The sequence below is a fragment of the Rathayibacter sp. VKM Ac-2835 genome (assembly GCF_013266705.1).
In the GTDB taxonomy this organism is placed as follows: Bacteria; Actinomycetota; Actinomycetes; order Actinomycetales; family Microbacteriaceae; genus Rathayibacter.
In genome coordinates, this window is sequence record NZ_JABSNQ010000002.1 from 1,206,470 (window position 1) to 1,232,725 (window position 26,256).

Consider the following 26,256-nt stretch of genomic DNA (forward strand, 5'->3'; position numbering starts at 1 on the left):
GGTGCCCGTCCCGGTACCGCTCGGCGCCGGTGGAGGACCGCTCCGCCTCAGCCCACCATCCGGTAGCCCATGCCGCGCACCGTCTCGATCCGCTCGGCCCCGATCTTGCCGCGCAGATACCGCACGTAGACGTCGACGACGTTCGAGCCCGGATCGAAGTCGAACCCCCAGACCCGGCTCAGCAGCTGCTCCCGGCTGAGCACCTGCTCCGGGTGGCGGAGGAACTCCTCCGCCAGCGCGAACTCCCGCGCCGAGAGGTCGAGCGTGCTGCCCTCGACCGTCGCCCGGCGAGAGCGCAGATCGAGGGTCACCCCGCCGTGCACGAGCAGGCCGTCGTCCTCGGCCGGACCCGAGCCCGCCGCTGCGTCGCGCAGCCGCACCCGGATCCGCGCGAGCAGCTCGTCGAAGCGGAACGGCTTGGCGAGGTAGTCGTTCGCGCCGAGGTCGAGCCCCTCGACCGTGTCGGCGACGGAGCTGCGCGCCGTCAGCATGATCACCGGCAGTGTCGCCCCCTCCGCCCGCAGCGTGCGCAGCACGGCGAAGCCGTCCATGCCGGGCAGACCGACGTCCAGCAGCACGAGGTCGAACCCGCCGCTGCGCAGATACGCGAGCGCGTCGTCGCCGCGCGCCGCCCGGGTCGTCGTGTAGCCGGCCGAGCGCAGGCCCTTCTCGACGAAGGCGGCGATGCGCTCCTCGTCCTCGGCGATGAGGATGGTGCTCACTGTGCTCGTCCTCTCGGGGGAACGTCGGTCGATTCGTCGTCGGCGGGGGAGCGCCGCTCGAGGGGGAGCGAGAGCGCGAAGCGGGTGCCGCGGCCGGGGACGGAGTCGAGCTCGACCCGGCCGCCGTGCGCGCGGGCGATCGCGGAGACGATCGCGAGGCCGAGCCCGGAGCCGCGGATGCCGCGACCGTCGTCGACGCGGCCGAAGCGCTCGAAGATCCGCTCGCGCGCCGCGGCCGGGATCCCGGGTCCCTCGTCGGTGACGAACAGCTCGACCCGGTCGCCGCGCCGCTCGCTGCCGAGCACGACCGCCGAGCCCTCCGGGCTGTACTTCGCGGCGTTGTCGGCCAGCTGCAGCCAGGCCTGGGTGAGCCGCGCCGGATCCGCGTCCACCTGCACCTCGGCCACGGGCCCTGCCCGCCAGTCGCGTCCGGGGATCACCGCGACCTTCGCCAGCACCCGCCGGGTGAGCTCGCCGACGTCGACCGGCTGCAGCGGGACGCGGTCCTCGCGCTCGGCCTCCGACAGCTCGGCGATGTCCTCCAGCAGGTGCCCCATCCGGTCCAGCTCGTCGAGCGCGATCGCGCGAGTGGCCTCGACGTCGCCGGGGTCGCGGGCGTCGACGAGCTCGAGGTGGCCCCGGACGATCGTGATCGGCGTGCCCAGCTCGTGGCGCACGTCCGCCAGCAGCCGCCGCTGTGCGTCGAACGAGCCCTCGAGCCGCCCGATCATGTCGTTCACGGTGCGGGTCAGGTCGGAGACGTCGTCGTCTCCGCCGACCGGGATCCGCTCGCCGAGATCGGTCGCGGTGATCCGGGACGCGGTGCGCCGCAGCTCGCGGATCGGGGAGAGCAGGCGACCCGCGACGAACCAGCCCACGAGTCCCGTCGCCGCGAGCGCCAGCGCGGCGATCATGGCGTAGCTCCGCGACACGTCCGCGAGGTCGGAGAGCCGAGCATCGGTGTCGACTGCCGTCACGTACACCCCGGCCGCGTCCGAGCCCTCGACGCGCAGGGGCACGGCGGCGTAGCGGAGCGTCCCGTCCTCCGTCTCGCCCCAGCCGAGCACCGTCGCTCCCGCCGCCGTCTCTCCCGACACGCGGGCGAGGAAGTCGGGGTCGTCGTCGAGCAGGAAGCTGAGGGCGTAGGGCTGCGGCTCCCAGCGGGCGATTCCGTCGACCAGGCCCACGGTGCTCCCGTCCAGCCGCGGCAGCACCTGCCCGAGGACGGTCCGCAGCAGGGCGTCGATGTCGGTGAACCCGGAGCCGTCCGTGGGAGCCGCGGTGAGCGGCGACTCGTCCGGCTCGATCCGAGTCGCCTCGGCGGGCGACTCCACGATCGTGCGCACGCTCTCGACCTGCTGGCGCAGCTCCTCGTCGATCGAGGCGAGGATCCGGTCGCGCTGCAGCAGGAACGACGCGCCCCCCGAGACCAGCAGGCCGAGCGCGGTGACGACCAGGATCGCCGCGAGGATCCGCACCCGGACGGAGCGCAGGCGGCGCACCGGGGCGAGCGCGGGTGTCGGAGTCATGCGGGCTCCCGAGGGCGTGGCCGTGCGCGGGCAGGCGGTCGAGAGCCCTGAGGTTCCCGCACTCATCATCGCAGCAGCTCGCACGGATCACTGAGAAGCTTCTCAGGAGGAGCGGGGACAAGACCGCGCGAACCTGCCCGTTAAAGACCTCGACGCCCTGCGGCAGCGGCAGGGCCGGCTGCTCTGACGGGGCGTCGAGCTCTTCTTGACCGACAGCATGCGCCTGTCGGCGGCCGTCCGCAAGAGGGCGGCGCCGTTCGCCCTCGGCGAGCTGCGAGAAGCCCCGTCGCGCCGGTCGGCGCCCGCGCGGTCGTTAGACTGGACCGCCTGTTTTCGACGGTCCCCGGAGCGCATCCGCCTCCCGCCCGAGACCGCGAACCGGCAGGGAAGGGCGCACGATGACGGACAGCGACACGATCCTCGAGTCGGAGCTCTCGCGCGAGCGCGCGTACGTGGCGGGGCTCTACGCCCGCCTCGATGAGCTGATCGCGCAGTCCAGGGAGGCGCTCGACTCCGTCCGGATCGAGAGCGTCGGCGGCAACCACCAGAGCCGGTCCGAGCGCGACGCGTTCGCGCGCCTCTACGAGGACCGCATCCGCTCGCTCTCCGGTGCCGACGACCGCCTCGCCTTCGGCCGGCTCACCCTCGCCGACGCCGAGACGGAGCACCGCTACATCGGCCGCATCGGGCTCCGCGACGACGAGCAGGACACCCTGCTGCTCGACTGGCGCGCTCCGCAGTCGGCCGCCTTCTACCAGGCCACCGCCGCCCGGCCGATGGGCACGCGCGCCCGCCGGCACCTCACCCTCCGCGGCCGCGAGGTGATCCGCTTCGAGGACGAGGTCTTCGACGAGGAGCTGCTGCGCGAGGGCACGGCGCTCCAGGGCGAAGGCGCCCTGATGGCGGCCCTCGGCGCCCAGCGCACCGGGCGGATGCACGACATCGTGGCGACCATCCAGAGCGAGCAGGACCGCATCATCCGCTCCGAGCTGCGCGGCGTGCTCGTCGTGCAGGGCGGCCCCGGCACCGGCAAGACCGCGGTGGCGCTGCACCGCGCCGCCTACCTCCTCTACTCGCACCGCGACCGCATCGCGTCCTCGGGTGTCCTCGTCGTCGGGCCGTCGCGCTCGTTCCTGCGCTACATCGAGGCGGTGCTGCCCTCGCTCGGCGAGACCGGCGTCGTGCTCTCCACCCTCGGCCAGCTCTACCCGGGCCTCGACCTGATCGAGGAGGACCGCCCCGCGGTCGCCCGGGTCAAGGGCTCCGCGCGGATGGCCGAGCTGCTCAAGCGCGCCGTCCGCTCGCGCCAGGCCGTGCCGGCCGAGACGCTGGTCCTCGACGTCAACGGCGAGAAGCTGCGGCTCGAGCCGCACGAGGTGGAGCGGGCGATCACCCGCGCCCGCGACTCCCGCAAGCCGCACAACGAGGCCCGCGTCACCTTCGTGAAGGCGATGATCACCCAGCTCACGAGGCAGCTGGCCGACCAGCTGCGCAGCCACGGCAACACGGTCGACGAGGCCGACGAGGCGGTCCTGCGCGAGGACGTCCGGACCGCCTACGACGTCCGCGTCGCGCTCAACACCGCGTGGATCCCGCTCACCCCGGAGAAGCTGCTGCAGGACCTCTACGCCCGGCCGAACTGGTTCGCCTCGCTCACCCCGCGCTGGACCCCGGAGCAGCGCGCCCTGCTCCGCCGCGACCGCGACGCCGCCTTCACCGTCTCGGACGTGCCGCTGCTCGACGAGGCGGCCGAGCTCCTCGGCGCCTACGACGACCACGCCGACGCGCAGAAGAAGGCCGAGAAGGAGCAGCGCCGCCGCGACGTCGAGAACGCCGAGGCCGCGATCCGCAACATGGGCGTCGACGGGCTCGTCAACGCCAAGGACCTCGCGGCGGGATTCGCCGAGCGCACCAGTGTCGGCACCACCGCCGAGCGCGCGGCGGCCGACCGCTCCTGGACCTACGGCCACGTCGTGGTCGACGAGGCGCAGGAGCTCTCGCCGATGCAGTGGCGGGTGCTGCTGCGGCGCTGCCCGATGCGCTCCTTCACCATCGTCGGCGACGTCGCCCAGGCGTCCGGAGCCTCGGCCGCCTCCAGCTGGGACGCCGCCCTCCGGGACACCTTCGGCCGCCAGGGCCGCGACGGCGAGGCCGCGCCGTGGCGCCTCGAGGAGCTGACCGTCAACTACCGCACGCCTGCGCAGATCGTCGCCTACGCCGAGCGCACGGCGCGCGACAACGGACTCGAGATCACCCCCGGCGAGGCGGTGCGCTCCACGGAGTGGCCGGTCCGCACCGTGCGCGACCGCGGCGACGCCGTGCTCGCCGACCGGGTGCTCGCCGTCGTCCTGGAGGACCGGGCCATCGGGGACGGCACCCTCGCCGTGATCGCCCCCGACGACGAGCTCGACGCGATCACCGCGCGGCTGGAGCAGGAGCTCGGCCGCGAGGTCGGGCGCGGCTCCCGCGGTCTCGACCGCCCGGTCGCCGTGCTCTCGACGGCCGACGCGAAGGGGCTCGAGTTCGACTCCGTCCTGATCGCCCGGCCGCGGCTGATCGCGGCGGAGGAGCGCGGCGCGGCCTCGCTCTACGTCGCGATGACCCGGCCGACGCAGCGCCTCACGCTGGTCGAGTGAGCCGGGCGGGGGATCGGCCTGATCGAGTGCTCCGGGCGGCCCTCCTAGGATGGAGAGCATGAGCAGCGAGAACCTGACCAAGCCCGAGCTCGACGCCCCCGACGGCCCGGCCCCCGATTCCCTCGTCGTCGAGGACCTCGTCATCGGCGACGGCGCCGAGGCCCAGCCCGGCTCCACCGTCGACGTGCACTACCTCGGCGTCGAGTACGACACCGGCGAGGAGTTCGACTCCTCCTGGAGCCGCAACCAGTCGATCAACTTCCCCCTCAACAACCTCATCCGCGCCTGGCAGCAGGGCATCCCCGGCATGAAGGTCGGCGGCCGTCGCAAGCTGATCTGCCCGCCCGCCCTCGCCTACGGCCCCGCCGGCGGAGGCCACCCCCTCTCTGGCAAGACCCTGATCTTCGTGATCGACCTCCTCGGCACGAAGTAGCCCGTCCTCCGCTTCGCGGCCGTCGAGCCACCATGCTGGTGGAGCAGCCCCGGAGAGCCCCACCATGCCGGTCGAGTAGCCCCGCAGGGGCGTATCGAGACCCGCACGACGAAGGCGCAGCACCCGATCACCGGGGGCTGCGCCTTCGTCGTTGCACGGCCGAGCGACTCAGCGCGGCTGCGCGCGCTTCACCCGCTCCACGAGCTCTCGCCAGGCCCCGTCGAGCTCCGTCTCGCCGAGCCGCACCGTGTGCGTCTGCACTCGGATCTCGTAGACGAAGCGGTCCGGCCGCCCGGCTGTCGGCGTCGCGGCGCGCGGCTGGTCGTCCCAGTCGAGCGAGCCGAGCAGGTCGTGCCACGCGCGCTCGTCCGGCTGCTCGTCGACATCGATCCGCCAGACCCGGCGGAGCCCGGCGAAGCCGCCACTGCGCGACACGATCACATCCATGGCCGCGATCGTACGCGCCCCCTCCGAAGGACCGCCCTCGATCACGCTGATCGAGCAGCCCCGCGGGAGCGGCCGACCGTGCTGGTCGAGTACTCCTGCAGGGGTGCATCGAGACCCACGGTGCAGACGGTGGGCGATCTCGATACGCCCGCTGCGCGGCCTACTCGATCAGCAAGAGAAGGGGCAGCCTGCTGGTCGAGTGGCCTCGTGGGGCAGCCGCATCATGCTTGTCGAGTGGGCTCGCGGAGCAACCGCAGCATGCTGGTCGAGTAGCCCCGGAGGGGCGTATCGAGACCCCCCGACGCCGTCCTCAGGCCGCCGGCAGCTCGACCCCCACCGTCGTCCAGCCGGTGCGGACCGCCGCCTCGACCTCGGAGCCCGCGCCGAAGCGCTCGGCCGCCGCGGCGGCGGTCAGCGCCGCGAAGCCCTCGAAGTCCGCCGTCGCCGTGAGCACGCCGCCGGTCAGCACGTCGTACCAGACCCGCCCCGCGCGCTCCCAGGAGGGCCCGCCCAGCTCGATCGCCGCGACCGCGAACGCGCGGTTGGGGATGCCGGAGTTGATGTGCACCCCGCCGTTGTCGTCCTCGGTGTCGACGTAGTCGGCCATCGAGCCGGGCTGCGGGTCCTTCCCGAGCACGTCGTCGTCGTAGGCCGTGCCCGGCGCGATCATCGAGCGCAGCGCGGTGCCCTGCACCTCGTCCGTGAAGAGGCCCTCGCCGATGAGCCAGCTCGCGTCCTCCGCGCTCTGCCCGGCGCCGAACTGCTCGAGCATCGCGCCGAAGACGTCGGAGATCGACTCGTTGAGCGCGCCCGACTGCCCGCGGTAGACGAGGTTCGCGGTGTACTCGGTGATCCCGTGCGCCAGCTCGTGGCCGATCACGCTCTGCGAGACCGTGAAGCGGCGGAAGACCTGGCCGTCGCCGTCGCCGAAGACCATCCGCGAGCCGTCCCAGAAGGCGTTGTCGTAGTCCTCGCCGAAGTGCACCGTCGCGTCCAGCGGCAGCCAGGCGTCGTCGATCGAGTCGCGGCCGAAGGCCTGCTGGAGGAACTCGGACATCGCGCCGAGCCCGTCGTAGGCCTCGTCCGCCGCGGCGTCGCCGGTGGCGGGAGCGCCCTCGGTGCGCACGACGGTGCCGGGCAGGGTCTCGGTCGACTGCGCGTCCGAGATGGTCCGCTGGAGGGCGGCGACCCGCTCCGCGCGGGGGACCGGCGACGCGGTGGCGGTCGAGCGACCGGGGGAGGGCTCTCCCGGCCGGACGCGACGGAAGGGCACGTCCTGCTCGAGCGAGCGGCTGGCCGCCCGCGCGGCCCGGGCGAAGGCCGGGTCGTCGAGTCGGGCGATGCGGACGAGGAGATACGGCGGCACGACTGTTCTGCTCATGGCCCGATCCTCGCATCCACCTCCGACACGGTCGCGGGCTCGCCGCTCGCCCTCCGATGCGGTAGCGGGGCCCCGCGCGCTAGCCTGGCGAGCGACGAGCGGCATCCACGGACCGGGGCGCACCCGAGGACTCGAGGCGGACATGGGCATCATCACGCGGGGCTTCTTCGGCAAGCGCGAGCAGAACCCGGACGTCCCGCCGGGGCAGTACCTGGAGAAGGGCTTCCCCGTCCTCTCCATCGGGCCGACCCCGAACATCCACGAGTGGGCCTTCTCGATCGACGCGGGCCCGGCGGGAGTGCGCCGCTGGACGGCCGACGAGTTCGCCGCGCTGCCCCGCGAGGACATCCACACGGACATCCACTGCGTCACGCGCTGGTCGAAGCTCGGCACGAACTGGCGCGGCGTCTCGGTCGACCTCCTGCTCGAGGGCATCGAGAGCGACGCCGGCTTCGTGATGGCGCAGAGCTACGGCGGCTATACGACCAACCTGCCGCTCTCGGAGATCCGCGGCGGCAAGGCCTGGATCGCGACCGAGTTCGAGGGTGCGCCGCTCGCGGCCGAGCACGGCGGCCCGGCGCGGCTGCTCGTGCCGCACCTCTACCTCTGGAAGAGCGCGAAGTGGGTGCGCAGCCTCCGCCTCATGCCGGGCGACGAGCCCGGCTTCTGGGAGCAGAACGGCTATCACATGCACGGCGATCCCTGGAAGGAGGAGCGCTACTGGTGATCTGGACGGAGGCGGTGACCGAGTCGGTCCTGCCGCTCACTCCGACCTCGCGCCTGATCGCGCTCCGCGTCCCGGGCTGGCCCGGGCACCTCGCCGGGCAGCACCTCGACGTGCGGCTCACCGCGCCCGACGGCTACCAGGCGAGCCGCTCCTACTCGATCGGCGCGCCCTCCGACGGCGACCGCGTCGAGCTGGCCGTCGAGCGCCTCGACGACGGCGAGGTCTCGCCGTACCTGGTCGAGGGCCTGGAGGCCGGCGACCGGCTCGAGGTGCGCGGCCCGATCGGCGGCTGGTTCGTCTGGCAGCCCGAGCAGACCGAGCCGGTGCAGCTGATCGCGGGCGGCAGCGGGCTGGTCCCGCTGATGGCGATGGCCCGCGAGCACGGCCGCGTCGGCAGCGGCGCCCCGATGCGCCTGCTCTACTCGGTCCGCTCGAGCGTCTTCGCCTACTACCGCGACGACCTCCGGATGCTCGGCGAGCTGCCCCGCGACCGCGGCGGCGTCGAGTCCGAGCTCGTCTACACCCGCGTCGCCCCGCCCGGCGCCGCTCGGCCCGCGGGCCGGCTCACCCCCGACCTGCTCGCCGCGACGGCGATCCCCGCCTCCGATGAGCCGACGGTCTACGTTTGCGGTCCCACCGCCTTCGTCGAGGCCGTCGCGACGGCCCTCGTCGCCCAGGGCCACGACCCCGCCCGCGTCCGCACCGAGCGCTTCGGCGGCCCCTGAGCTCTGCCTCCCTCCGCGAGATGCCACTCATGAGCGCGACACGCCGTGAAAGGCGTGCACAACTGGCATCTCGCGGGAGGGGAGGGGCGCGCGGCTACTCGAAGGAGACGGTGCGGTTCTCGCCGATGTCGGGCTGGCCGCCGGTGACGGCCGCCTTGGCGACCTTGAAGAGCACGACGGGCGCGGGGGAGTCGGTCACCCAGAGCTCGACGGTCTCGGCCGAGACGCGCAGCAGCGCGACGCTCGGGTCGTCCTTGCCGTCGGGGAACCAGGCCGAGACCGAGGGCGACCACAGCTCGTCCACCTTGGCCGGGTCGTGCACGACTGTGGCGGAGCCGGCCACCGAGAGGTAGCCCTTCTTCGACTCGAACGCGACGTTCACGCTCGGGTTGGCGCGGATGTCGTCGACCTTCGCCGACGGATCCTGGGTGAAGAACCAGAGCTCGCCGTCGAAGTCGACGTCCTGCGCGGCGAGCGGCCGGCTGACGAGCTGCCCGGTCCCGTTGACGGTGGTGAGGAGTCCGATCTTCGCGCTCTTCACGATCTCGGTGATCTGAGCGCGGTCGTCGTCCGTGGCGGGGGTGATGGAGGTGTCGGTCATGGCCCCGACGCTACGCGGAAGCGCGGACGCCGCAAGGGGTGGCGAGCGCGCGCGCGGCCTGTCTAGCGTCGAGGCATGGACACCACCACGTACACGGCCATGCTCGACAGCGGCGCGGAGCAGGAGAGCATCCGCCTCGAACTCATCGACGGCTCCCCGCAGCGCTCCCTCACCCGCGTCGCCGACATCGACGGCGAGGAGGTCGAGGTGGTCTGGGAGCTCGACGGCGAGATCGACGGCTTCCACGTCTACCGCCCCGTCCGCGTCGAGGGACGCGACGACGACAGCGGCGAGGTCTCGGACGACCTCACCGACGGCAACGCCGCCGGCGCCTACGCCGGGGAGTGACCTCTCGACCGCGCCGCTCGCCCCCAGCGGGCGGCGGCGCGGTCACTCCGCCACGTGCTTCAGGCCACCGGGTGCAGCGCGTCGTAGCGCCGGAAGCCCGGGCTGAGCCTCAGCACCGCCGCCAGGATCAGGACGATCGCCAGCCCGCCGGCCAGCGGCGGCAGCCAGAGCAGCGCGAGCGAGGCCAGCAGCCCCGTGTAGAGGTCGCCGACCCGCGGCCCGCCCGTGACGACCACGATGAAGACGCCCTGCAGCCGCCCGCGCATGTTGTCCGGCACCGCCGTCTGCAGCATCGTCTGCCGGAAGATCGAGCTGACGTTGTCGGCCGCACCCGCCCCGGCGAGTGCGACCGAGGCGGCCGCGATCAGGCCGAGGTTCGGCTCCGACGCGTCGTGCGCCGTCAGCTCCGCCACCAGCAGCACCGCGCCGAAGCCGACGATCAGCACCCCGTACGCCTGGATCGACCGGCCGATCGCGAGCCCCTGGCTCCGCACGCCGGTCAGCCGCCCCGAGAAGACGCTGCTGAGCAGTGCGCCGACCGCGTACGCCGCGGTGAGGAAGCCGACCGTCACCGCTCCGCCGCCCAGCAGCAGCGCGGCCGCCGCCGGGAAGACCACCCGCGGCTGCCCGAACGTCATCGCCACGATGTCGACGAGGAACGACAGTCGGATGTTCGGCGCCCCGCGGAGGAAGCGCAGTCCGTAGCGCAGCGACTCCAGGCCCGGCCGCTGCCGCTCGCCCTCGGGCACCAGCGCGGGCAGCCCGGCGATGCCGAGGAACGCCGCGAGGAAGAGCACGACGTCGATCGTGTAGGTGACCGCGAAGCCGGAGGAGGCGACCAGCACGCCCGCGAGCGCCGGCCCCACGGTCACCTCCACGCCGCCCGCGATGCCGCCGAGCGCCGCCGCGGCCGGCACCAGCTCGAGCCGGAGCAGGCGCGGCGCGACGGTCATCCGGGTCGCACCGATGATGGTCGTCGCCACGGCGTTGACCGCCGTCAGCGCGTAGAGGGTCAGCGGCGTCTCGGCGCCGAGCCAGGCGAGCGCCGCGATGACGGCGGTCGAGCCCCAGGCGACGATCGCCGAGAGCAGCAGCACCAGCCGCCGGTCGAAGGCGTCGGCGAGCATCCCGCCGTAGAGCCCGGCGATCACGGTGGGCACCAGCGCCACCACGCCGACCATCGCGACGGCGAGCGTCGACCCGGTCAGCGCGTAGATGTGCAGACCCACGGCGACGATCGTCATCTGCCCGCCGATGCCGGAGATCACGTTGCCCGCCCAGAGGCGCGCGAAGGCGGGGGACTCGCGGAGAGGGGAGAGGTCGACGACGTGGCTGCGCCGCGGCGCGGAGGAGGGCTGGCTCACTCGCTCCATTCTCGCCCCTCCGCGCTCGTCCCGCACCGGACGCGCGCGCACGGAGCCGCGGAGGCGGAGACCCTAGGGTAGGGGGATGAGCACGTCATCCGACGGCGCGCCCCGACGCCCGCGCAGCACCGCGTCGCGCGTCGCCGGAGCCGCCCCCGCGCGCCGCGCCGCCGCCCCCGTGCCGCGCCCCCGGACCCGTCCCGCGAGCGCGAGCGCCGCCGCCTCCGGGGGCCGCTTCGCCGCCCTCCGCCGCCGCTACGGCGCCGCGACGGCGTCCATCCTCCTCGCGCTCGTCGTCGTTCCGATCGCGTTCTTCGTCTGGTACGCGATCATCTCGCTCGGCGCCTACCCCGGCGACCAGGCCGTCAGCGATCTGCTCGTCGGCGTCCTCTACACCGCGATCATCCACGCGCTCCTGCTCGTCGGAGTGCTGCTCGGCGTCTCCTCGATCCGCGCGCGGCGCCGCGAGGGTCGGCCGCCGATCGCCGGCTGGATCGGGGTGGTGCTCAACGTCCTCGTTCTCCTCGGCTGGGAGCTGCTCGTCTCGCCGTGGCTCGTCGAGCTCTGGAACCGGGCCGTCGGCGCCTGATCCGACCGTCCTGATCCGCCCGACGCCCCTCTCGCCCGTCGCCCCCGCGCTCTGGTAAGCTCCTGAGGTTGCCGTCCAACGGCCGCGGATCAAGAGAGCCCACGCATCAGGCGCTGGGCACCGCGCAACGAGAGAGAGGGGATCCCATTCATGGCACTCGAAGCAGACGTCAAGAAGGCGATCATCGAAGAGTACGCGACCCACCCCGGTGACACCGGATCCCCCGAGGTGCAGGTGGCCGTCCTGACCAAGCGGATCAAGGACCTCACCGAGCACCTCAAGGAGCACAAGCACGACCACCACTCGCGTCGTGGTCTGCTGCTGCTCGTGGGTCAGCGCCGTCGACTCCTCGGCTACCTGTCGGACGTGGACATCAGCCGCTACCGCTCGCTGATCGAGCGTCTCGGCCTCCGTCGATAGTCCTCTCCGCTCCTCCCCTCACCGGGTCGAGCGCGGAGTCTCGATGACACCGCGATCTTCTTCTGAACGGGCCGCTCTCCTCCGGGAGGGCGGCCCGTTCCGCGTTCCCGGGCACCGCGTTCCCGGGCACCGTGCGCCCCGGCACTGCCCGCCCCGGCGGCGTGCTCAGTCCCGGCGCTCCGGGCGGTCCACCCCGCCCCAGGAGAAGCCGTCCGCCGCCGCGAACCAGTCGGCCGCCGACCGGGCGAGCGCGGCGTCCGCCTCGGGCCGTCCGGGCAGCGCCAGGGCATCGGCGAGCCCGGGGAGACTCCACCGGTCGTCGAGGGCCTTCGCCTGCGCTCGCTGCCACGCGTCCGAGCAGGCGGGCTCGCCGGCCGCCCGCGTGATCGACGCGGCGCCAATGGCGGCGCCGTCCCGCACGAGCGCGAGCGCGCAGGTCAGCGCCGCCGTCCGGACCACGCTCCGCGGCGCTCGCGCCGGCTCGGTGGCGCGCACCTGATCCTGGGCGCCGACGATCGCCGTCAGCGCGAGGAAGAGCCGGGTCGCCGCCTCGTCCGGTCGTGGCGCCAGCCGGCCCGGACCGGCCGAGATCGCGGCGGACGCTCCCGGAGGGAGCACCAGGCCGCGGCCGATCCGAGCGGAGTACGCGCTCAGCAGACCGGTGCCCCCGGCGTCGCGGCGCGGATCGTTTTGACCGACCACCCCGCGCACCCCGGGATCGCTCAGCACCCAGACGACGGGGGTGTCGTTGTGGATCGTCAGACTCCGGTGGTCGGCGTCGGTGCAGGCCAGCAGGTGCCCGGCCAGCGCCTCGCCCTCGCGGTCGAGCACGGAGGAGGCGGCGAGCAGCTCGCACGGCTCGTCGCACGGCCCGGTCGTCCCGCCGGCCGCGGAGGGCAGCCCGGCGAGCGGAGCGAGAACGGCGAGGGCGAGCGCGAGCACCGCGATCGCCGCGGCGGAGGCGACGGTCGCGCCGAGGAGCCGACCGGGGGAGTCGCGCCGGCGCCCGGCGGCGACGGAGCGATCCGGCCGCACTCCACCCCGCCGCACCCGATCGAGCGCGGACGCCACCGTGCCTCGACGCACCATGCGGGACTCCCTCTGCTCGGAGGCTAGACCCGGAACCGGACTCTGACCAGGGGCGGAGCGAGGCGCGCGGACCCGCCGCCGGAATTCCCTCGAGAAATCTCCGGAGAGGTGCATCCGCGGAGGCCCCTCGGCCGGAAGTAGTGGTGAAGGCCCTTCTCGAGAACCCACCGACCCGTCCGCGGGTCCCATCGTGAAAGAGGAACACCGTGACCACCTCCCGCCTCACCCACCGCCTGCTCGCCGGAGCGTGCCTCGGCACCCTCGCCGTCGCCGGTCTCGCCGCCGCTCCTGCGAGCGCCGCCGACGCCGACTCGGCCGACCTCTACGTGCTGCACGCGGTCCCCGACACCCCGGTCGACGTGTACGTCAACGGAGCACTGACGCTCGACGACTTCGCGCCCGGTGCCCTGGCCGGCCCGCTCGATCTCCCCACCGGCACCTACACCGTGGCGATCACCGCCGCCGACGCCGCGGACGCGAGCGCCCCGGTCATCGGCCCGGTCGACCTCGCCCTCGAGGCAGGCAAGAGCTACACCGTCGCCGCGCACCTGAAGCCCGACAACACCCCCACCGCGACGCTGTTCCCGAACGACATCTCGGCCACCGCGGCCGGAGAGGGACGCCTCACGGTCCGCCACATCGCCGCGGCGCCCGCCGTGGACATCCTCGCAGGCGGCTCGCCCGTGCTGACGAACGTGACCAACCCGAACGAGGGGATCCTCAACCTCGCTCCGGCCACGATCTCGACCGTGGTCGCCGCGACCGGGACCACCGCTCCGGTCATCGGCCCGGCCGACGTCCAGGTCCAGGAGGGCGTCAACACGATCGTCTACGCCTGGGGCAGCCTGGAGAAGGGCAACCTCGCCCTCGCGACGCAGACCATCGGCGGTCTGCACTCCTCGCCGTCGGGTGTGCCCGCGGGTGAGGCCGGCCTCGCGGCCGACAACCGCACCGACGCCGCCGCCGGCTGGTGGGGCGCTGCCGCGCTCGCCTCGCTCGCGCTGATCGGCGCCGCGCTGATCGGCCGCCGCAAGGCCGTCGCCGGTCGCTGACCGATGCGCACGACCGCCGGTCGCTGACCGGCACTGAAGACCGCCGGCCCGGCGTGCCCCGCACCCGGGCCGGCCGCCGACCACGTGGAGAGGAGGACACGATGAGCAGGACCCCCCGTCTGCCGCGTGCTCTCCTCGTGGTCGGCTCGATCGCGGTCGGCCTCGGCCTCGGCGGCTGCTCGGCACAGGCGGTCGGGGTCGTGCCCGCCCCTGACGCGAGTGCGCCGGTCCTGACGTCGACGCCGGCCGCGATCCCCTCCAGCACTCCCACTCCGCCCGCCGCGGCGGTGCCCGACGTCCCCGTCGCCGACGCGCGGCTCGGCGCCACTCCCGCGCCGGTCGTGCTCGCGCCGACCCGCCTGGTCGTCGACGGCCTGCCGATCGACATGCCGGTGCAGCCGGTGGGGGTCGCGGACGACGGCACCATGGAGCTGGTGCCCGACACCGATATCGCCGGCTGGTACCGCTTCGGCCGCGGGCTCGACGCCGGCGAGGGCACGACCGTGATCGCCGCCCACGTCGACTCGCTCACCTACGGGCTCGGCCCGTTCGCCGAGCTGAAGCAGGCGCAGCCCGGCCAGCGGATCGGCCTGACCGGGGAGGACGGCGTCCAGCGCGTCTACACCGTGGACACGGTCGAGACGACCGAGAAGACCACCGTCGACCTCTCCACCGTCTTCGTCCAGGACGGCCCCGCGCGGCTCGTCCTGATCACCTGCGGCGGCGATTTCGACTACGACACCCGGCACTACCTCAGCAACGTGGTCGTCACCGCGACCCCCGCGACCTGACCGCCCGACGATGACCGTGCTCGACCACCCCTGTGCTCCGAGTGAGAGCGCGCCGTAGCATGAGCATCGCCGCAGCACCCCGCGCCGTCGAGCCACCGGCTCCTCCGCCCCGGTGCCGCCCCCACTCCAGGAGGACCCCCCTGATCGACGCCCAGACGCGCGAGCCCGACGACGAGGCCGCCGACGAGCGCGCCCTCGTCCAGCGCCTCGGGCTCCGGTTCGCGGCGGGGGAGGAGTCCGCGCTCGCCGAGGCCTACTCCCGGTGGTCCCCGCTCGTCTTCACTCTCGCGCTGCGCTCGCTCGGCGACCGCGGCGACGCGGAGGACGTGGTCCAGCGCGTGTTCGTCTCCGCATGGACCGGGCGCGGCAGCTTCGACCCGGGCCGAGCGGTGCTCGGCGCCTGGCTGGTCGGGATCTCGCGCAAGCGCATCGCGGACGCCCACGAGAACCGCTCGCGCGAGCGCCGGCTCACCGCCGCGCTGGTCGCGGTCGCCCCGGTCGACGAGGGCGAACCGGCGGTCGATCTCGAGGAGCGGGTCCTGGTCGCCGACGAGCTCGCCCGCCTCGACCCCGTCCCGCGGCGGGTGATGAGCCTCGCCTTCTACGACGATCTGACCCACACCGAGATCGCCGAGCGGACAGGCCTGCCGCTCGGCACCGTCAAGAGCCACATCCGCCGCAGTCTCGACAGACTCCGCTCCCGATTGGAGGTGAGCAGCCCATGACGCATCTCGATCCCGACGAGCTCGCCCTCCTCGCCCTCGGCGAGGACTCCTCCGCCGACGCCGCCGCCCACCTCGAGGCGTGCCCCGAGTGCGCCCAGCAGCTGGTCGAGCTCGGCCACGCCGCCGGTCTCGGCCGGCAGAGCCGCTCGCTGGTGCTCGAGAGCCCGCCGGCCGAGGTCTGGGACCGCATCCGCGGGGAGCTGGCGCTGGGGACGACTGCGGAGGCCCCGATCGCTCCGGTGACCGCGCTTCCGGTCGGCCGCCACACGCCGTCGCGACGCCGACCGCGCTCCCGCCGGCTCCTCCCCGCGGCGCTCGCCGCGCTCGCGGCTCTCGCCGTCGGCGTCGTCGGCGGCGTCTGGCTGCAGGCGTCGCGGAGCACCGACGCGGTCGTCGTCGCGCGCGCCGATCTCGCGGCCTTCCCCGACTGGCAGGGCGCCAGCGGCAGCGCCGAGCTCGAGGACGCCGACGGCGAGCGGCAGCTCGTCGTGCACCTCGACGCGGAGGGCGCGGCCGACTCCTACCGCGAGGTCTGGCTGATCGCGGCGGACGCCACCGGACTCGTCGGACTCGGGGTGCTGGACGGCGCGGACGGCCGCTTCACGGTGCCGGCCGACATCGACCTCGCCGAGTACTCGCTCGTCGACATCTCCCAGGAGCCCGACGACGGCGACCCGCAGCACTCCGGCGACTCGATCGTCCGCGGACCGCTGCGGGAGAGCGGACCGCAGGCGGGCGACTGAGCGCCGCGCGCGAGCGGACGGCTCGAGCGCGCCGTGCTCAGACCGGCTCGGCCCGCTCGGCCAGCAGGGCGACGAGCGCCTGCACGGCCGCGGACGCGTGCGGCGGACTGCAGACCGAGACCTCCCACACCAGTCCGGGCCAGTCCAGCTCGATCGCGGTCACCCCGGCCAGCGGTGCGATGCCCGAGCGCGGGACCACCGCCGGCCCGAGACCGGCCTGGACGAAGCGCGGGATCGCGGGCAGGTCGGCGACCTCGGTGGCGACCCGCCGCGTCGCTCCGGCCGCGCGGAAGGCCCGGTCGACGCTGACGCGGTTGCCGAAGCCGGCCGGGGTGTCGATGAACGCGGCGCCGTCGAGGTCCGCGGGGGAGGGCCGCGCCAGCCGCGCCAGCGGATCGGCGCTGTCGATCAGCAGCACGTAGCCGTCCCGGACGACGGTCGTCACGGCGAGGTCCTCCAGCTCGGCCACCGGCAGGGCGAGCAGCGCCACGTCGAGCCGGCCGCGGCGGAGGTCCTCCGCCAGCCCCGTCGATCCGCTCGGCGAGGTGCGCAGCAGCAGGTCGACGAGCGGATGCCGGCGCCGGAACGCACCGAGGGCGCCCGGCAGATCGAGGATGTCGAGCGCGGAGAAGGTGCCGACCCGGACCCGGCCGCGCAGCCCCGCCGCGTCCTCCGCGGCGAGCGAGCGCATCCGGTCGACGCTGTCGATCGCCGCGCGCGCCGACGGCAGCAGCGCCTCGCCGACGGCGGTGAGCGCGACGCGCCGCGTCGACCGGGTGAACAGCGGCGCCCCGAGGTCCTGCTCCAGCGCGCGGATCGTCGCCGACAGGGTGGACTGCACGACGTAGAGACGGGCCGCCGCGCGGGTGAAGCTGAGCTCCTCCGCGACGGCGACGAAGGCGGCGAGCTGGCGGTCGTCCATGCCTCATTGTGCGGCTTCGGCGATCAATGCGTCCAGGATCCTCCGTTGGACGTGGACGATCGACAGGAGCACTCTGGGCGCATGCTGACCACCGGAATCCCCGCCGAGCGCACCGCCGCCCGCACCTCGTCCTCCTCGCGCCGCCCCGAGCTGGGGCACCACCTCGGCTTCTGGGTGATCGCGGTCGCCTTCCTCTCGGTGATGGCCTTCTCCACCGTGCCGACCCCGCTCTACGCGATCTACCAGCAGCGCGACGGCTTCCCCGCCTTCGTCGTGACGGTGATCTTCGCGGCCTACGCCGTGGGAGTGGTCGCCAGCCTGTTCCTGGCGGGTCACGTGAGCGACTGGCTCGGCCGGCGCCGCATCCTGCTCGCCGCGATCCTCGTCGAGGTGCTGGCGAGCATCGTCTTCCTGCTCTGGCCCGACGTGCCCGGGCTGATCGTGGCGCGGCTGCTCACCGGCATCGGCGTCGGCGCGCTGACGGCGACCGCGACCGCGCACCTCTCCGAGCTCCGCGCGATCGCCCGGCCGGAGGAGGGCCCCGGCGCCTCGCGCGCCGTCTCGACCCTCGTCAACGTCGGCGGTCTCGCCCTCGGCCCGCTGATCGGCGGCGTCCTCGCCGTGACCGTCGACCGCCCGCTGGTCGTGCCCTACGAGGTCTTCCTCGTGCTGCTGGTCGTGCTCGGGATCGCGGTCGCCCTCGTCCCCGAGACCGTCGAGCGCCGGGAGGAGCTGCCCGCCTACCGGCCGCAGCGGCTCGCCGTGCCCGCCGCCTCGCGCGGCACCTTCCTCTCGGCCGCCGTGGGTGCGTTCGCCGGCTTCGCGGTCTTCGGCCTGTTCACCTCGCTCGCGCCGACCTTCCTGGCCGGCCGCTTCGGCGAGACCTCGCACCTCGTCGCGGGCGTCGTCTCGTTCGGCGTCTTCGCGGCCGGCGCCGTCGCCCAGCTGACCGCCGCCCGCCTGCCCGTCCGCCGCGCGCTGCTCCTCTCCGCCGCGGCCCTCGCCGTCGGGCTCGCCCTCGTCGCCTGGGGCGCCGTCGCCGTCGTGCTGCCCGCCTTCATCGGCGGCGGCGTGATCGCCGGGGCCGGCGTCGGCCTGATCTTCCGCCTGGCCCTCGGGGTCGCCGGCTCGCTCGCCTCCGACGAGACCCGCGGCGAGGTCCTCGCCGGGATGTTCCTCGCCTCCTACGTCGGGCTCGCGGTCCCGGTGCTCCTGATCGGAGCGGCGCTCGCCGTCCTCCCGGCGGTCCCGGTGCTCGTCGGCTTCGTGGCGATCGTGCTCGCGCTGGTGCTGGTGGCGATCGCGCGGATGCTGCGCTCGGCGGCCTGAGCGCGGCGGCCGGGCTGCGGCGACCGGGCAGGGGCGCGCGCCGCGACACGGGCGGCCCCGGCGCTCCATGATGGAGTCATGAAGCTCTTCTCGTTCGGCCGCTCCGACTCCGACCCCCTGCCCGCCGGCGACCGCGGCTCGGGCAAGCTCGACGACTACGACTACGAGCTGCGCCCCAAGTCCAAGCGCGGTGACACCCTCCTCGGCATCGCCGACTCGCTCCCGCACCAGGACGAGCTGGCCCGCGTGCACGCCCTCGGCGAGGAGGAGATCACGGCGGTCATCCCGCGCCGCACGATCGAGGAGGAGCGCACCGACGCGCCGATGCCGGTCCGCCTCTTCGCGAACCACCGGCCAAGCGATCTGGTCGGCTACGTGCCCCGCGGTCTCGAGAACGTCGTCGAGGCGGCCCTGGCCCGGCTCGCCGAGGCGGGCAAGCAGCCGCGCATCCCCGCCCGGATCGTGAAGGGCAAGGGCGGCCTGCGCGTTCAGCTGCTGATGCACGAGACCCGTGGCTGACGACGCGCGGCCGCAGGGATCGTCGTCCCCGGCGGAGTTCTGGGGCAGCCCCGCCCCCGCCGGTCCGCCGCCCGGCTGGTATCCGGACCCCGGTCAGGTGAACACGCAGCGCTACTGGGACGGCCGGGCCTGGACCGGCCACCTCGCACCACTGGCGCCCGCGGCACCCGCCGTCGGCAACGCCGCCGCGACCGCGTCGCTCGTGCTCGGGATCCTCGGCGTGCTCCTCACTCCGATCCCGCTGTTCATCGGTCTCCTGCTCGGCGGTCCGCTCGACGTGCTCGCCGTCGTCCTCGGTGTCGTCGGCCTCGTCAAGGGCGGCGCGCGGCGGGGCGCGGGCGTCACCCGGGCCGTCGTCGGCCTCGTGCTCGGCGCGCTGATGCTCGCGGCGATCACCGTCGGGGCCGGCACGATCTGGTAGTCGCGCGGCCGCGGTCCCGGCCCGGAGCCGCGCGGCGGATCCGCGGTTCCTGGTCGATCGGTGCCCGCACTGATAGCATGAACCGGTTCCGAATCCGGGAGCGACCGCCGGTCGTCATCGGGTTCGAACCACGGAGCAGGCCGGCAGGAAGCTGGTCCTCGGTGGTGGAGTCCCGGTTCGCGATGTCAGAACGGCCGACATCGGGCAGACCCGGAGCCCTTCTACTGGTGGCCAGCACGAACGCCCTCCACACGACGGCACGGCGCGAAGCCCTGCCGTGGGATCGCGTGCGATTCCTGACCGTCATGCCGCTCCGACGAACGCCGGCGCCCAGAGGGGTGCCGTTGCAGACGTTAAGGAGACAGACCTCTTGGAAGGTCCTGAAATCACATTCGCCGAAGCCGTTCTCGACAACGGCTCGTACGGCACCCGCACCGTCCGCTTCGAGACCGGCCGCCTCGCGCAGCAGGCTCAGGGCGCGGTCGCCGCGTACCTCGACGAGGACACCATGCTCCTCTCGGCCACCTCGGCGTCGAAGAACCCGAAGGACAACTTCGACTTCTTCCCGCTGACCGTCGACGTCGAGGAGCGCTCCTACGCCGCCGGCAAGATCCCCGGCTCGTTCTTCCGCCGCGAGGGCCGCCCCTCCACCGAGGCGATCCTGGTCTGCCGTCTGATCGACCGGCCGCTGCGCCCCTCGTTCGTCGAGGGCCTGCGCAACGAGGTCCAGATCGTCATCACGGTCCTCAGCATCGCGCCCGACGAGTTCTACGACGCCCTCGCGATCAACGCCGCGAGCGCCTCGACCCAGATCTCCGGCCTGCCCTTCTCGGGCCCCGTCGCCGGTGTGCGCCTCGCGCTCATGTCCGACGGCTCCGGCAACGACCAGTGGGTCGCCTTCCCCAAGGCCTCGCAGCTCGAGAACGCTGTCTTCGACCTCACCGTCGCGGGCCGCGTCGTCACCAACGAGGACGGCTCCTCGGACGTCGCCATCATGATGGTCGAGGCCGAGGCCACCGACGTCTCGTGGAACCTCATCAAGGCGGGCGCCACCAAGCCCGACGAGGCCGTCGTCGCCCAGGGCCTCGAGGCCGCCAAGCCCTTCCTCCGCGCGCTCGTCGAGGCGCAGTCGAAGCTGGCCGCCGAGACCGCGAAGCCGGTCAAGGACTACCCGGTCTTCCTGCCCTACGCGCAGGAGACCTACGACAACGTCGCCGAGCTCAGCTACGACGAGCTCGTCCGCGTCTACCAGATCGCCGACAAGGTCGAGCGTCAGGACGCCGACGACGCGCTCAAGGCCCGGGTCAAGGAGCAGATCGCCGAGCGCATCGCGTCCGGTCAGCTCTCCGCCGAGGCCTACTCGCAGGTCGGCGCCGCGTACAAGTCCGTCACGAAGGTGGTCGTCCGCGGCCGCATCCTCCGCGACGGCGTCCGCATCGACGGCCGCGGCCTGGCCGACATCCGTCCGCTCGACGCCGAGGTGCAGGTCATCCCGCGCGTCCACGGCTCGGCGATCTTCCAGCGCGGCGAGACCCAGATCCTGGGCGTCACCACGCTGAACATGCTCAAGATGGAGCAGCAGATCGACTCGCTGTCGCCCGTCACGAAGAAGCGCTACCTGCACCACTACAACTTCCCGCCCTACTCGACCGGTGAGACCGGCCGCGTCGGGTCGCCGAAGCGTCGCGAGATCGGGCACGGCTTCCTCGCCGAGCGCGCCCTCGTGCCGGTGCTGCCGAGCCGCGAGGAGTTCCCCTACGCGATCCGCCAGGTGTCCGAGGCGCTCAGCTCCAACGGCTCCACCTCGATGGGCTCCGTCTGCGCGTCGACCCTGTCGCTCCTCAACGCCGGTGTGCCGCTGCGCGCCCCGGTCGCGGGCATCGCGATGGGCCTCGTCTCCGACGTGGTCGACGGTCACACCCGCTACGCGGCGCTGACCGACATCCTGGGCGCCGAGGACGCGCTCGGCGACATGGACTTCAAGGTCGCCGGCACCTCCGAGTACGTCACGGCCATCCAGCTCGACACGAAGCTCGACGGCATCCCGTCGTCGGTCCTCGACGCCGCGCTCAAGCAGGCCAAGGACGCCCGCACCACGATCCTCGCGGTGCTCACGGCGGCCATCGACCAGCCCGACGAGATGGCCCCGACCGCGCCCCGCGTGATCTCGGTCCAGATCCCCGTCGACAAGATCGGCGAGCTGATCGGCCCCAAGGGCAAGACGATCAACGCGATCCAGGACGAGACCGGCGCCGACATCTCCATCGAGGAGGACGGCACCGTCTACATCGGCGCCGTCGACGGACCGTCGGCCGAGGCCGCTCGCGCCCAGGTCAACGCCATCGCGAACCCGACCAACCCCGAGGTCGGCGAGCAGTTCCTCGGAACCGTCGTCAAGATCGCGACCTTCGGCGCGTTCGTCTCGCTCCTCCCCGGCAAGGACGGCCTGCTGCACATCAGCGAGGTCCGCAAGCTCGCCGGTGGCAAGCGCGTCGAGAACGTCGAGGACGTCCTCGGAGTCGGCCAGAAGCTGCTCGTCTCGATCACCAAGATCGACGACCGCGGCAAGCTGTCCCTCGCGCCCGTCGTGGCCGAGGACGCCGAGGCGCCCGTCGAGGTCCCCGCCGAGAGCTGATCCCTCCCGCGCGACCGACGCCCGTCCCACTCGCGTGGGGCGGGCGTCCGTCGTTCCCGGGGTCCGGCCGCACCTCCGGTGGGCCGGCCGCCTGTCGTCCGTGGGGTACGGTGGCGGGACCGTGCCGTCGCACCGCCCCGACCGGAGGACCCCGTGACCGACTCGACGCCCCCGGCCCTCGCGCCGGAGACGCCCCTTCCGCCCCGCCTCCTCGGAGCCACCGGTCTGCCCGTGCACCCGGTCGCCCTCGACGGCTCCGTCTTCGGCTGGGCCGCGAGCATCGACGAGACCACCGAGGTGCTCGACGCGTTCGCGCAGCTCGGCGGCACCCTGATCTCGACCGCCGACCACTACGCCACCGGACGCAGCGAGTACATGATCGGCCGCTGGCTCGAGCAGAGCGGCCGGCGGGACGAGCTGCTCGTCGCCACGAAGGTCGGCCGGCACCCCGACGCGCCCGGTCTCGCCGCCGAGGACGTGCGGATCGCGATCGAGGGCAGCCTCGAGCGGCTCGGCACCCGGATCGATCTGCTCTCCTTCGACAGCGAGGACCCGGAGGTCCCGATCGCGGAGAGCCTCGCGGCCGTCGCCCCGTTCATCGCGGACGGCTCGGTCGGCGCCCTCGGCGCGGCGCACTTCAGCGGCGCCGCCCTGGCGGAGGCGGAGGAGGCGGCCCGCGAGCTCGGACTGCCCGCCTTCACCGCGGTGATCGCCGAGTACAACCTGATGGAGCGCAAGCAGTACGAGGCCGACGTCGCCCCCGAGGTGCTCCGCCAGGGTCTCGGCACCCTCGCGCGCCTGCCGCTCGCGAGCGGCTACCTCACCGGCAGGCTGCGCCACCGCTCGGACGAGCCCGAGTCGGTCATGTTTGAGGCCGCGCTCGACTACGTCGGCCGGCACGGCAACAAGGTGCTCGCGGCGCTCGACGAGGTCGCGGAGGCGCACGGCAGCAACCCCGGCACCGCCGCGCTCGCCTGGGTGCTCGCGCACCAGGAGGTCTCGGCCGTCATCGTGCGCGCCCGCGGCGCCGAGGAGCTCGCGTCGATCTTCGGCGCCGCGACGCTGCCGATCACCCGCAGCGAGATCGCCCAGCTCGACCGAGCCTCCGCCTGACCGGCGCCGAAGGACGGCCCGGCCGTGCCCCGCGAGAGCTGGGGCGCGGCCGGGCCGGGCGTCAGCGACGCAGGATCCGCGCCTCCCACGGCCCGAGCGTCGACCCCGACGCCCCGGCGACGTTGCCGAGCACCGTCTCGGCGCCGGCCCACTCCTCGAGCAGCGCGACCTCGAGCGGCTCGCCCGACACGTTGCCGACCACGAGCAGCTCGCTCGCCCCGGTGCGGGTGTACGCGAACAGCGTCGGGTGCTCCGGCTCGAGCAGGGCGAAGCGGCCGAGCCGCACCGTCTCGTCCTCGTGCCGCAGCGCGATCAGCGCCCGGTAGTACTCGAAGACCGAGCGCTCCGCGGCGCGGTCGGCCGCCACGTTCACCTCGACGTGGTTCGGGTTCACCGGGATCCACGGCTCGCCGGTCGTGAAGCCGGCCTGCGGTCCGCCGTCCCACTGCACCGGCGTCCGCGCGTTGTCGCGGCTCTGCGCGCGGAGCCCCGCGAGCACCTGCTCCGCGTCCTCGCCGCGCTCCTCGACCGCCTCGGCGTAGTAGTTCAGCGACTCGACGTCGCGGAAGTCCTCGATGCCGGCGAACGGCACGTTGGTCATGCCGATCTCATCGCCCTGGTAGATGTACGGCGTGCCGCGCTGCAGGTGCAGGAGCGTCGCCCAGAGCGTGGCCGACTCGTAGCGCCGGGCGCCGTCGTCGCCGAAGCGCGAGACGAGCCGGGGCTGGTCGTGGTTCCCGAGGTAGAGGCTGTTCCAGCCGCGTTCCGCGAGCCCGTCCTGCCAGCGGGCGAGATTCGCCTTCAGCGCGACGAGATCGAGCGGGACCGGGTGGAACTTGTCGACGCCGTGGTCGATCCCGACGTGCTCGAACTGGAAGACCATGTCGAGCTCGCGCCGCTCCGGGTCGGTGACGAGCACCGCCTCCTCGAGGGTGACGCCCGGCATCTCGCCGACCGTCATCAGCGCGGCGTCGCGCCCGGCGAACACCGCCTCGTTCATCTCGCGGAGGTACTCGTGCAGCCGGGGACCGACCCCGCCGACGATCCCGGAGCCGCCGCCCTCGCCGTCGATCTGGTCGACGTCCTTCGAGACGAGGTTGATGACGTCCATCCGGAAGCCGTCGACCCCGCGGTCGAGCCACCAGTTCATCATCGCGTGCACCGCGTGCCGGACCTCCGGGTTCTCCCAGTTGAGGTCGGGCTGCTGCACCGCGAAGAGGTGCAGGAAGTACTCGTCCGTCGCCGGGTCGAGCGTCCAGGCCGGCCCGGAGAAGTAGGAGCGCCAGCCGTTGGGCTCGGCGACGTCGAGGCCCGCGTCCGCGGTCGCCTCGAGCTCGGCGTCCGGCTCGATCGGCGCGGACTCCTGCCCGGCCGTCTCCCGCCCGCGGCGCCACCAGTACCAGTCGCGCTTCGCGTCCTCCTGCGAGGAGCGCGACTGCACGAACCAGGCGTGCTCGTCGCTGGTGTGGTTCACCACGAGGTCCATCACCAGCTTGATCCCGCGCTCGTGCGCCTCGGCGAGCAGCAGGTCGAACTCCTCGAGCGAGCCGAACAGGGGATCGATGTCCTGGTAGTCCGAGATGTCGTAGCCGTTGTCGTGCTGCGGCGACGGGTAGACCGGCGACAGCCAGACGACGTCCACGCCGAGGTCGGCGAGGTGGTCGAGGTGCGCGCGGATGCCGCCGAGGTCGCCGATCCCGTCGCCGTTCGAATCGGCGAACGAGCGGGGGTAGATCTGGTAGACGACCGCGCTCGTCCACCAGGGCGTCGCGGGGGTCGGGGTGAGGGGCTCCATGGCCCGAATCTAGCCGCCGCCACCGACTCGGACGCGGTCGCCGCACCGGCGCGAGCGACCCCCGGGAGCCCGCCGGGGAACACCGTGTAACGATCGGGTTAAGCGTTCCCGAGCGCCCCGCGGGGCGCCGACCGCGCTCGGATACTCTCGGTGCTGGCGGACCCGGACCGCCGCGGGGGAGTGGGCGAGTGGCGAGGGTGAAGGCCGTGTCGGCCGCGCGGAGTCCGCGCGGCACCGCTCTCCGTCCGCCACTGGCGGACACCCGTCCCGTCGTGGCTCCCGCCTCGCTCAAGCGCACTCTCGGCGGCACCGCCGAGACCCTGTTCCCGCTCGTCCTCGACGCCGTCGTGCTCGCTCGTCACGACCTCGGCGGGCCCGAGCTGCTCGAGCGCTTCGCGGCCTGGGGCGGCGACGGGGTCGTCGTCGCCGACACCGCCGCTCCCGCCGCCGCGGAGGACCGGATCGGCGGCTGGCTGGCCGGTCACCGCGACCGCGACCGGTTCCGGCTGCTCGGCCGCTTCGGCGCGCCCCCCGCCGAGGCCGCCACCCCGCGCGCCCTGGTGACCCGGGTCGAGGAGTCGCTGCGACGGCTCGGCGCCGAGCGCCTCGACGTCCTGGCCGTCCGCTCCGACGGCGCCGGCCGGCTCGACGAGCTGCTCAGCGCGGTCGAGGTGCTGCTCGCCCGCGGTCTCGTCGGCACCGCCGTCGCCTCGGGCTTCGCGGCTGAGGAGCTCTTCGAGGCGCGCGTGCTCGCCGGTCACGGCCACCCCCGGTTCGCCGGCGTCGAGCTGCCCTACAGCCTGCTCGAGAGCTCTCGCGCAGACGGCGACGTCGGTCTGGTCGCGGCCGGTCAGGGCCTCTCGCTCCTCTGCACGGCGCCGCTGGCGCACGGCTTCCTCGACGGCGTCGCGCGCGGCCGCAGGCAGCTCGGCAGGCTCCCCGACGGCGCTCTCGCCGCCGCCCACATCGGTCGGCGGGGCAGGCGCGTGCTGGTCGCCCTCGACGCCATCGGCGCCGAGCTCTCGGCCGCCCCCGCGGCCGTCGCGCTGGCCTGGCTGCTCTCCCGGCCCGGAGTGACCGCGGCCGCCGTCGCCCCGCGCTCCCCGGCCGAGGTCGACGCCCTCGTCCGCGCCGTCTCGCTCGAGCTCGACGACGGCCACCTGGCGGCCCTGGAGCGCGCCCGCCGCTGACGGGCTGCGC

At 73.7% G+C, this 26,256-nt stretch carries 26 protein-coding genes; 17 read left to right on the plus strand and 9 right to left on the minus strand.

Going from position 1 to position 26,256, the window contains the following annotated elements:
* Positions 1-47: 47 nt before the first annotated feature.
* Together HRK28_RS13355 and HRK28_RS20875 are read right to left on the minus strand one after the other, a co-directional pair.
* A complete protein-coding gene (locus HRK28_RS13355; RefSeq protein ID WP_123447907.1) occupies positions 48-722 on the minus strand; it encodes a response regulator transcription factor in 675 nt (224 codons plus the stop codon).
* Positions 719-2,251: a HAMP domain-containing sensor histidine kinase gene (locus tag HRK28_RS20875; RefSeq protein ID WP_173251904.1), complete on the minus strand. Its 1,533-nt coding sequence runs from the start codon at positions 2,249-2,251 to the stop codon at positions 719-721. Before HRK28_RS20875 ends, HRK28_RS13355 begins: the two co-directional genes overlap by 4 nt.
* Positions 2,252-2,649: 398 nt before the next feature.
* Here HRK28_RS20875 and HRK28_RS13365 point away from each other — a divergent pair, with 398 nt between their 5' ends.
* On the plus strand, positions 2,650-4,887 hold the full coding sequence (locus tag HRK28_RS13365; protein WP_173251905.1) for a UvrD-helicase domain-containing protein: 2,238 nt from the start codon (positions 2,650-2,652) through the stop codon (positions 4,885-4,887).
* Positions 4,888-4,945: 58 nt separating this feature from the next.
* Positions 4,946-5,320: an FKBP-type peptidyl-prolyl cis-trans isomerase gene (locus HRK28_RS13370; RefSeq protein ID WP_160090294.1), complete on the plus strand. Its 375-nt coding sequence runs from the start codon at positions 4,946-4,948 to the stop codon at positions 5,318-5,320.
* Between the two features lie 168 nt (positions 5,321-5,488).
* Here HRK28_RS13370 and HRK28_RS13375 read toward each other — a convergent pair whose 3' ends face one another.
* On the minus strand, positions 5,489-5,767 hold the full coding sequence (locus HRK28_RS13375; RefSeq protein WP_173251907.1) for a protealysin inhibitor emfourin: 279 nt from the start codon (positions 5,765-5,767) through the stop codon (positions 5,489-5,491).
* A 310-nt stretch (positions 5,768-6,077) separates the two neighbouring features.
* Entirely contained in the window at positions 6,078-7,148 is a 1,071-nt protein-coding gene (locus HRK28_RS13380; RefSeq protein ID WP_173251908.1) for a M4 family metallopeptidase, read from the minus strand.
* Positions 7,149-7,290: 142 nt separating this feature from the next.
* On the opposite strand from HRK28_RS13380, the gene HRK28_RS13385 reads away from it, so the two are divergent.
* Together HRK28_RS13385 and HRK28_RS13390 are read left to right on the plus strand one after the other, a co-directional pair.
* Entirely contained in the window at positions 7,291-7,875 is a 585-nt protein-coding gene (locus HRK28_RS13385; RefSeq protein ID WP_173251909.1) for a molybdopterin-dependent oxidoreductase, read from the plus strand.
* Positions 7,872-8,600 (plus strand): ferredoxin reductase, encoded by a 729-nt coding sequence (locus tag HRK28_RS13390; protein ID WP_367948423.1) that lies wholly within the window; start codon positions 7,872-7,874, stop codon positions 8,598-8,600. The genes HRK28_RS13385 and HRK28_RS13390 overlap by 4 nt, the downstream gene beginning before the upstream one ends.
* A 94-nt stretch (positions 8,601-8,694) precedes the next feature.
* Here the strand turns inward: HRK28_RS13390 and HRK28_RS13395 are convergent, their stop codons facing one another.
* Entirely contained in the window at positions 8,695-9,201 is a 507-nt protein-coding gene (locus HRK28_RS13395) for a pyridoxamine 5'-phosphate oxidase family protein (protein ID WP_160090290.1), read from the minus strand.
* Positions 9,202-9,276: 75 nt separating this feature from the next.
* Between HRK28_RS13395 and HRK28_RS13400 the strand changes: the two genes are divergently transcribed.
* Positions 9,277-9,549 (plus strand): hypothetical protein, encoded by a 273-nt coding sequence (locus tag HRK28_RS13400; RefSeq protein WP_123704987.1) that lies wholly within the window; start codon positions 9,277-9,279, stop codon positions 9,547-9,549.
* A 59-nt stretch (positions 9,550-9,608) separates the two neighbouring features.
* Here HRK28_RS13400 and HRK28_RS13405 read toward each other — a convergent pair whose 3' ends face one another.
* The gene (locus HRK28_RS13405; RefSeq protein WP_367948424.1) at positions 9,609-10,913 is read right to left on the minus strand and encodes an MFS transporter; all 1,305 of its coding nucleotides are present in this window, start codon (positions 10,911-10,913) and stop codon (positions 9,609-9,611) included.
* An 85-nt stretch (positions 10,914-10,998) separates the two neighbouring features.
* On the opposite strand from HRK28_RS13405, the gene HRK28_RS13410 reads away from it, so the two are divergent.
* Positions 10,999-11,502, plus strand: coding sequence for a hypothetical protein (locus tag HRK28_RS13410; RefSeq protein ID WP_173251911.1), 504 nt, complete (start codon positions 10,999-11,001; stop codon positions 11,500-11,502).
* Between the two features lie 150 nt (positions 11,503-11,652).
* On the plus strand, positions 11,653-11,922 hold the full coding sequence (rpsO, locus tag HRK28_RS13415) for a 30S ribosomal protein S15 (protein WP_123447896.1): 270 nt from the start codon (positions 11,653-11,655) through the stop codon (positions 11,920-11,922).
* A 165-nt stretch (positions 11,923-12,087) separates the two neighbouring features.
* Here rpsO and HRK28_RS13420 read toward each other — a convergent pair whose 3' ends face one another.
* Entirely contained in the window at positions 12,088-13,011 is a 924-nt protein-coding gene (locus HRK28_RS13420) for a hypothetical protein (protein ID WP_173251912.1), read from the minus strand.
* Between the two features lie 206 nt (positions 13,012-13,217).
* Here HRK28_RS13420 and HRK28_RS13425 point away from each other — a divergent pair, with 206 nt between their 5' ends.
* The 4 genes from HRK28_RS13425 (at position 13,218) to HRK28_RS13440 (ending at position 16,322) form a co-directional block, all read left to right on the plus strand.
* Positions 13,218-14,063 (plus strand): DUF4397 domain-containing protein, encoded by an 846-nt coding sequence (locus HRK28_RS13425; RefSeq protein WP_160090286.1) that lies wholly within the window; start codon positions 13,218-13,220, stop codon positions 14,061-14,063.
* A gap of 101 nt (positions 14,064-14,164) precedes the next feature.
* Positions 14,165-14,854, plus strand: coding sequence for a class F sortase (locus HRK28_RS13430; protein ID WP_173251913.1), 690 nt, complete (start codon positions 14,165-14,167; stop codon positions 14,852-14,854).
* Positions 14,855-14,913: 59 nt separating this feature from the next.
* Positions 14,914-15,579, plus strand: a complete 666-nt coding sequence (locus tag HRK28_RS13435) for an RNA polymerase sigma factor (RefSeq protein WP_173251914.1) — start codon at positions 14,914-14,916, stop codon at positions 15,577-15,579.
* On the plus strand, positions 15,576-16,322 hold the full coding sequence (locus HRK28_RS13440; protein WP_173251915.1) for an anti-sigma factor: 747 nt from the start codon (positions 15,576-15,578) through the stop codon (positions 16,320-16,322). Before HRK28_RS13435 ends, HRK28_RS13440 begins: the two co-directional genes overlap by 4 nt.
* A 37-nt stretch (positions 16,323-16,359) precedes the next feature.
* Here the strand turns inward: HRK28_RS13440 and HRK28_RS13445 are convergent, their stop codons facing one another.
* A complete protein-coding gene (locus tag HRK28_RS13445; protein WP_160090282.1) occupies positions 16,360-17,244 on the minus strand; it encodes a LysR family transcriptional regulator in 885 nt (294 codons plus the stop codon).
* A gap of 81 nt (positions 17,245-17,325) precedes the next feature.
* Here HRK28_RS13445 and HRK28_RS13450 point away from each other — a divergent pair, with 81 nt between their 5' ends.
* The 5 genes from HRK28_RS13450 to HRK28_RS13470 all read left to right on the plus strand — a co-directional run bounded on the left by HRK28_RS13450 (position 17,326) and on the right by HRK28_RS13470 (position 23,261).
* Positions 17,326-18,573, plus strand: coding sequence for an MFS transporter (locus HRK28_RS13450; RefSeq protein WP_173251916.1), 1,248 nt, complete (start codon positions 17,326-17,328; stop codon positions 18,571-18,573).
* A 78-nt stretch (positions 18,574-18,651) separates the two neighbouring features.
* Entirely contained in the window at positions 18,652-19,092 is a 441-nt protein-coding gene (locus HRK28_RS13455) for a hypothetical protein (protein ID WP_173251917.1), read from the plus strand.
* A complete protein-coding gene (locus HRK28_RS19785) occupies positions 19,085-19,513 on the plus strand; it encodes a DUF2510 domain-containing protein (RefSeq protein ID WP_208543668.1) in 429 nt (142 codons plus the stop codon). The genes HRK28_RS13455 and HRK28_RS19785 overlap by 8 nt, the downstream gene beginning before the upstream one ends.
* A gap of 370 nt (positions 19,514-19,883) precedes the next feature.
* Positions 19,884-22,148 (plus strand): polyribonucleotide nucleotidyltransferase, encoded by a 2,265-nt coding sequence (locus tag HRK28_RS13465; RefSeq protein WP_160090279.1) that lies wholly within the window; start codon positions 19,884-19,886, stop codon positions 22,146-22,148.
* 153 nt (positions 22,149-22,301) lie between these two features.
* Positions 22,302-23,261, plus strand: coding sequence for an aldo/keto reductase (locus tag HRK28_RS13470; protein ID WP_160090278.1), 960 nt, complete (start codon positions 22,302-22,304; stop codon positions 23,259-23,261).
* Between the two features lie 61 nt (positions 23,262-23,322).
* Here HRK28_RS13470 and HRK28_RS13475 read toward each other — a convergent pair whose 3' ends face one another.
* Positions 23,323-25,056, minus strand: a complete 1,734-nt coding sequence (locus HRK28_RS13475) for an alpha-glucosidase (protein ID WP_160090277.1) — start codon at positions 25,054-25,056, stop codon at positions 23,323-23,325.
* A gap of 272 nt (positions 25,057-25,328) precedes the next feature.
* Between HRK28_RS13475 and HRK28_RS13480 the strand changes: the two genes are divergently transcribed.
* A complete protein-coding gene (locus HRK28_RS13480) occupies positions 25,329-26,246 on the plus strand; it encodes an aldo/keto reductase (RefSeq protein WP_160090276.1) in 918 nt (305 codons plus the stop codon).
* Positions 26,247-26,256 lie beyond the last annotated feature (10 nt).

What these genes read in the sequence shown, in the direction of transcription:
- HRK28_RS20875 (WP_173251904.1), bottom strand. Translation starts at nt 2,251, where the DNA reads ATGACTCCGACACCCGCGCTCGCCCCGGTGCGCCGCCTGCGCTCCGTC.
- HRK28_RS13365 (WP_173251905.1), top strand. Translation starts at nt 2,650, where the DNA reads ATGACGGACAGCGACACGATCCTCGAGTCGGAGCTCTCGCGCGAGCGC.
- HRK28_RS13370 (WP_160090294.1), top strand. Translation starts at nt 4,946, where the DNA reads ATGAGCAGCGAGAACCTGACCAAGCCCGAGCTCGACGCCCCCGACGGC.
- HRK28_RS13375 (WP_173251907.1), bottom strand. Translation starts at nt 5,767, where the DNA reads ATGGATGTGATCGTGTCGCGCAGTGGCGGCTTCGCCGGGCTCCGCCGG.
- HRK28_RS13380 (WP_173251908.1), bottom strand. Translation starts at nt 7,148, where the DNA reads ATGAGCAGAACAGTCGTGCCGCCGTATCTCCTCGTCCGCATCGCCCGA.
- HRK28_RS13385 (WP_173251909.1), top strand. Translation starts at nt 7,291, where the DNA reads ATGGGCATCATCACGCGGGGCTTCTTCGGCAAGCGCGAGCAGAACCCG.
- HRK28_RS13395 (WP_160090290.1), bottom strand. Translation starts at nt 9,201, where the DNA reads ATGACCGACACCTCCATCACCCCCGCCACGGACGACGACCGCGCTCAG.
- HRK28_RS13400 (WP_123704987.1), top strand. Translation starts at nt 9,277, where the DNA reads ATGGACACCACCACGTACACGGCCATGCTCGACAGCGGCGCGGAGCAG.
- HRK28_RS13410 (WP_173251911.1), top strand. Translation starts at nt 10,999, where the DNA reads ATGAGCACGTCATCCGACGGCGCGCCCCGACGCCCGCGCAGCACCGCG.
- rpsO (WP_123447896.1), top strand. Translation starts at nt 11,653, where the DNA reads ATGGCACTCGAAGCAGACGTCAAGAAGGCGATCATCGAAGAGTACGCG.
- HRK28_RS13420 (WP_173251912.1), bottom strand. Translation starts at nt 13,011, where the DNA reads ATGGTGCGTCGAGGCACGGTGGCGTCCGCGCTCGATCGGGTGCGGCGG.
- HRK28_RS13430 (WP_173251913.1), top strand. Translation starts at nt 14,165, where the DNA reads ATGAGCAGGACCCCCCGTCTGCCGCGTGCTCTCCTCGTGGTCGGCTCG.
- HRK28_RS13435 (WP_173251914.1), top strand. Translation starts at nt 14,914, where the DNA reads ATGAGCATCGCCGCAGCACCCCGCGCCGTCGAGCCACCGGCTCCTCCG.
- HRK28_RS13440 (WP_173251915.1), top strand. Translation starts at nt 15,576, where the DNA reads ATGACGCATCTCGATCCCGACGAGCTCGCCCTCCTCGCCCTCGGCGAG.
- HRK28_RS13445 (WP_160090282.1), bottom strand. Translation starts at nt 17,244, where the DNA reads ATGGACGACCGCCAGCTCGCCGCCTTCGTCGCCGTCGCGGAGGAGCTC.
- HRK28_RS13450 (WP_173251916.1), top strand. Translation starts at nt 17,326, where the DNA reads ATGCTGACCACCGGAATCCCCGCCGAGCGCACCGCCGCCCGCACCTCG.
- HRK28_RS13455 (WP_173251917.1), top strand. Translation starts at nt 18,652, where the DNA reads ATGAAGCTCTTCTCGTTCGGCCGCTCCGACTCCGACCCCCTGCCCGCC.
- HRK28_RS13475 (WP_160090277.1), bottom strand. Translation starts at nt 25,056, where the DNA reads ATGGAGCCCCTCACCCCGACCCCCGCGACGCCCTGGTGGACGAGCGCG.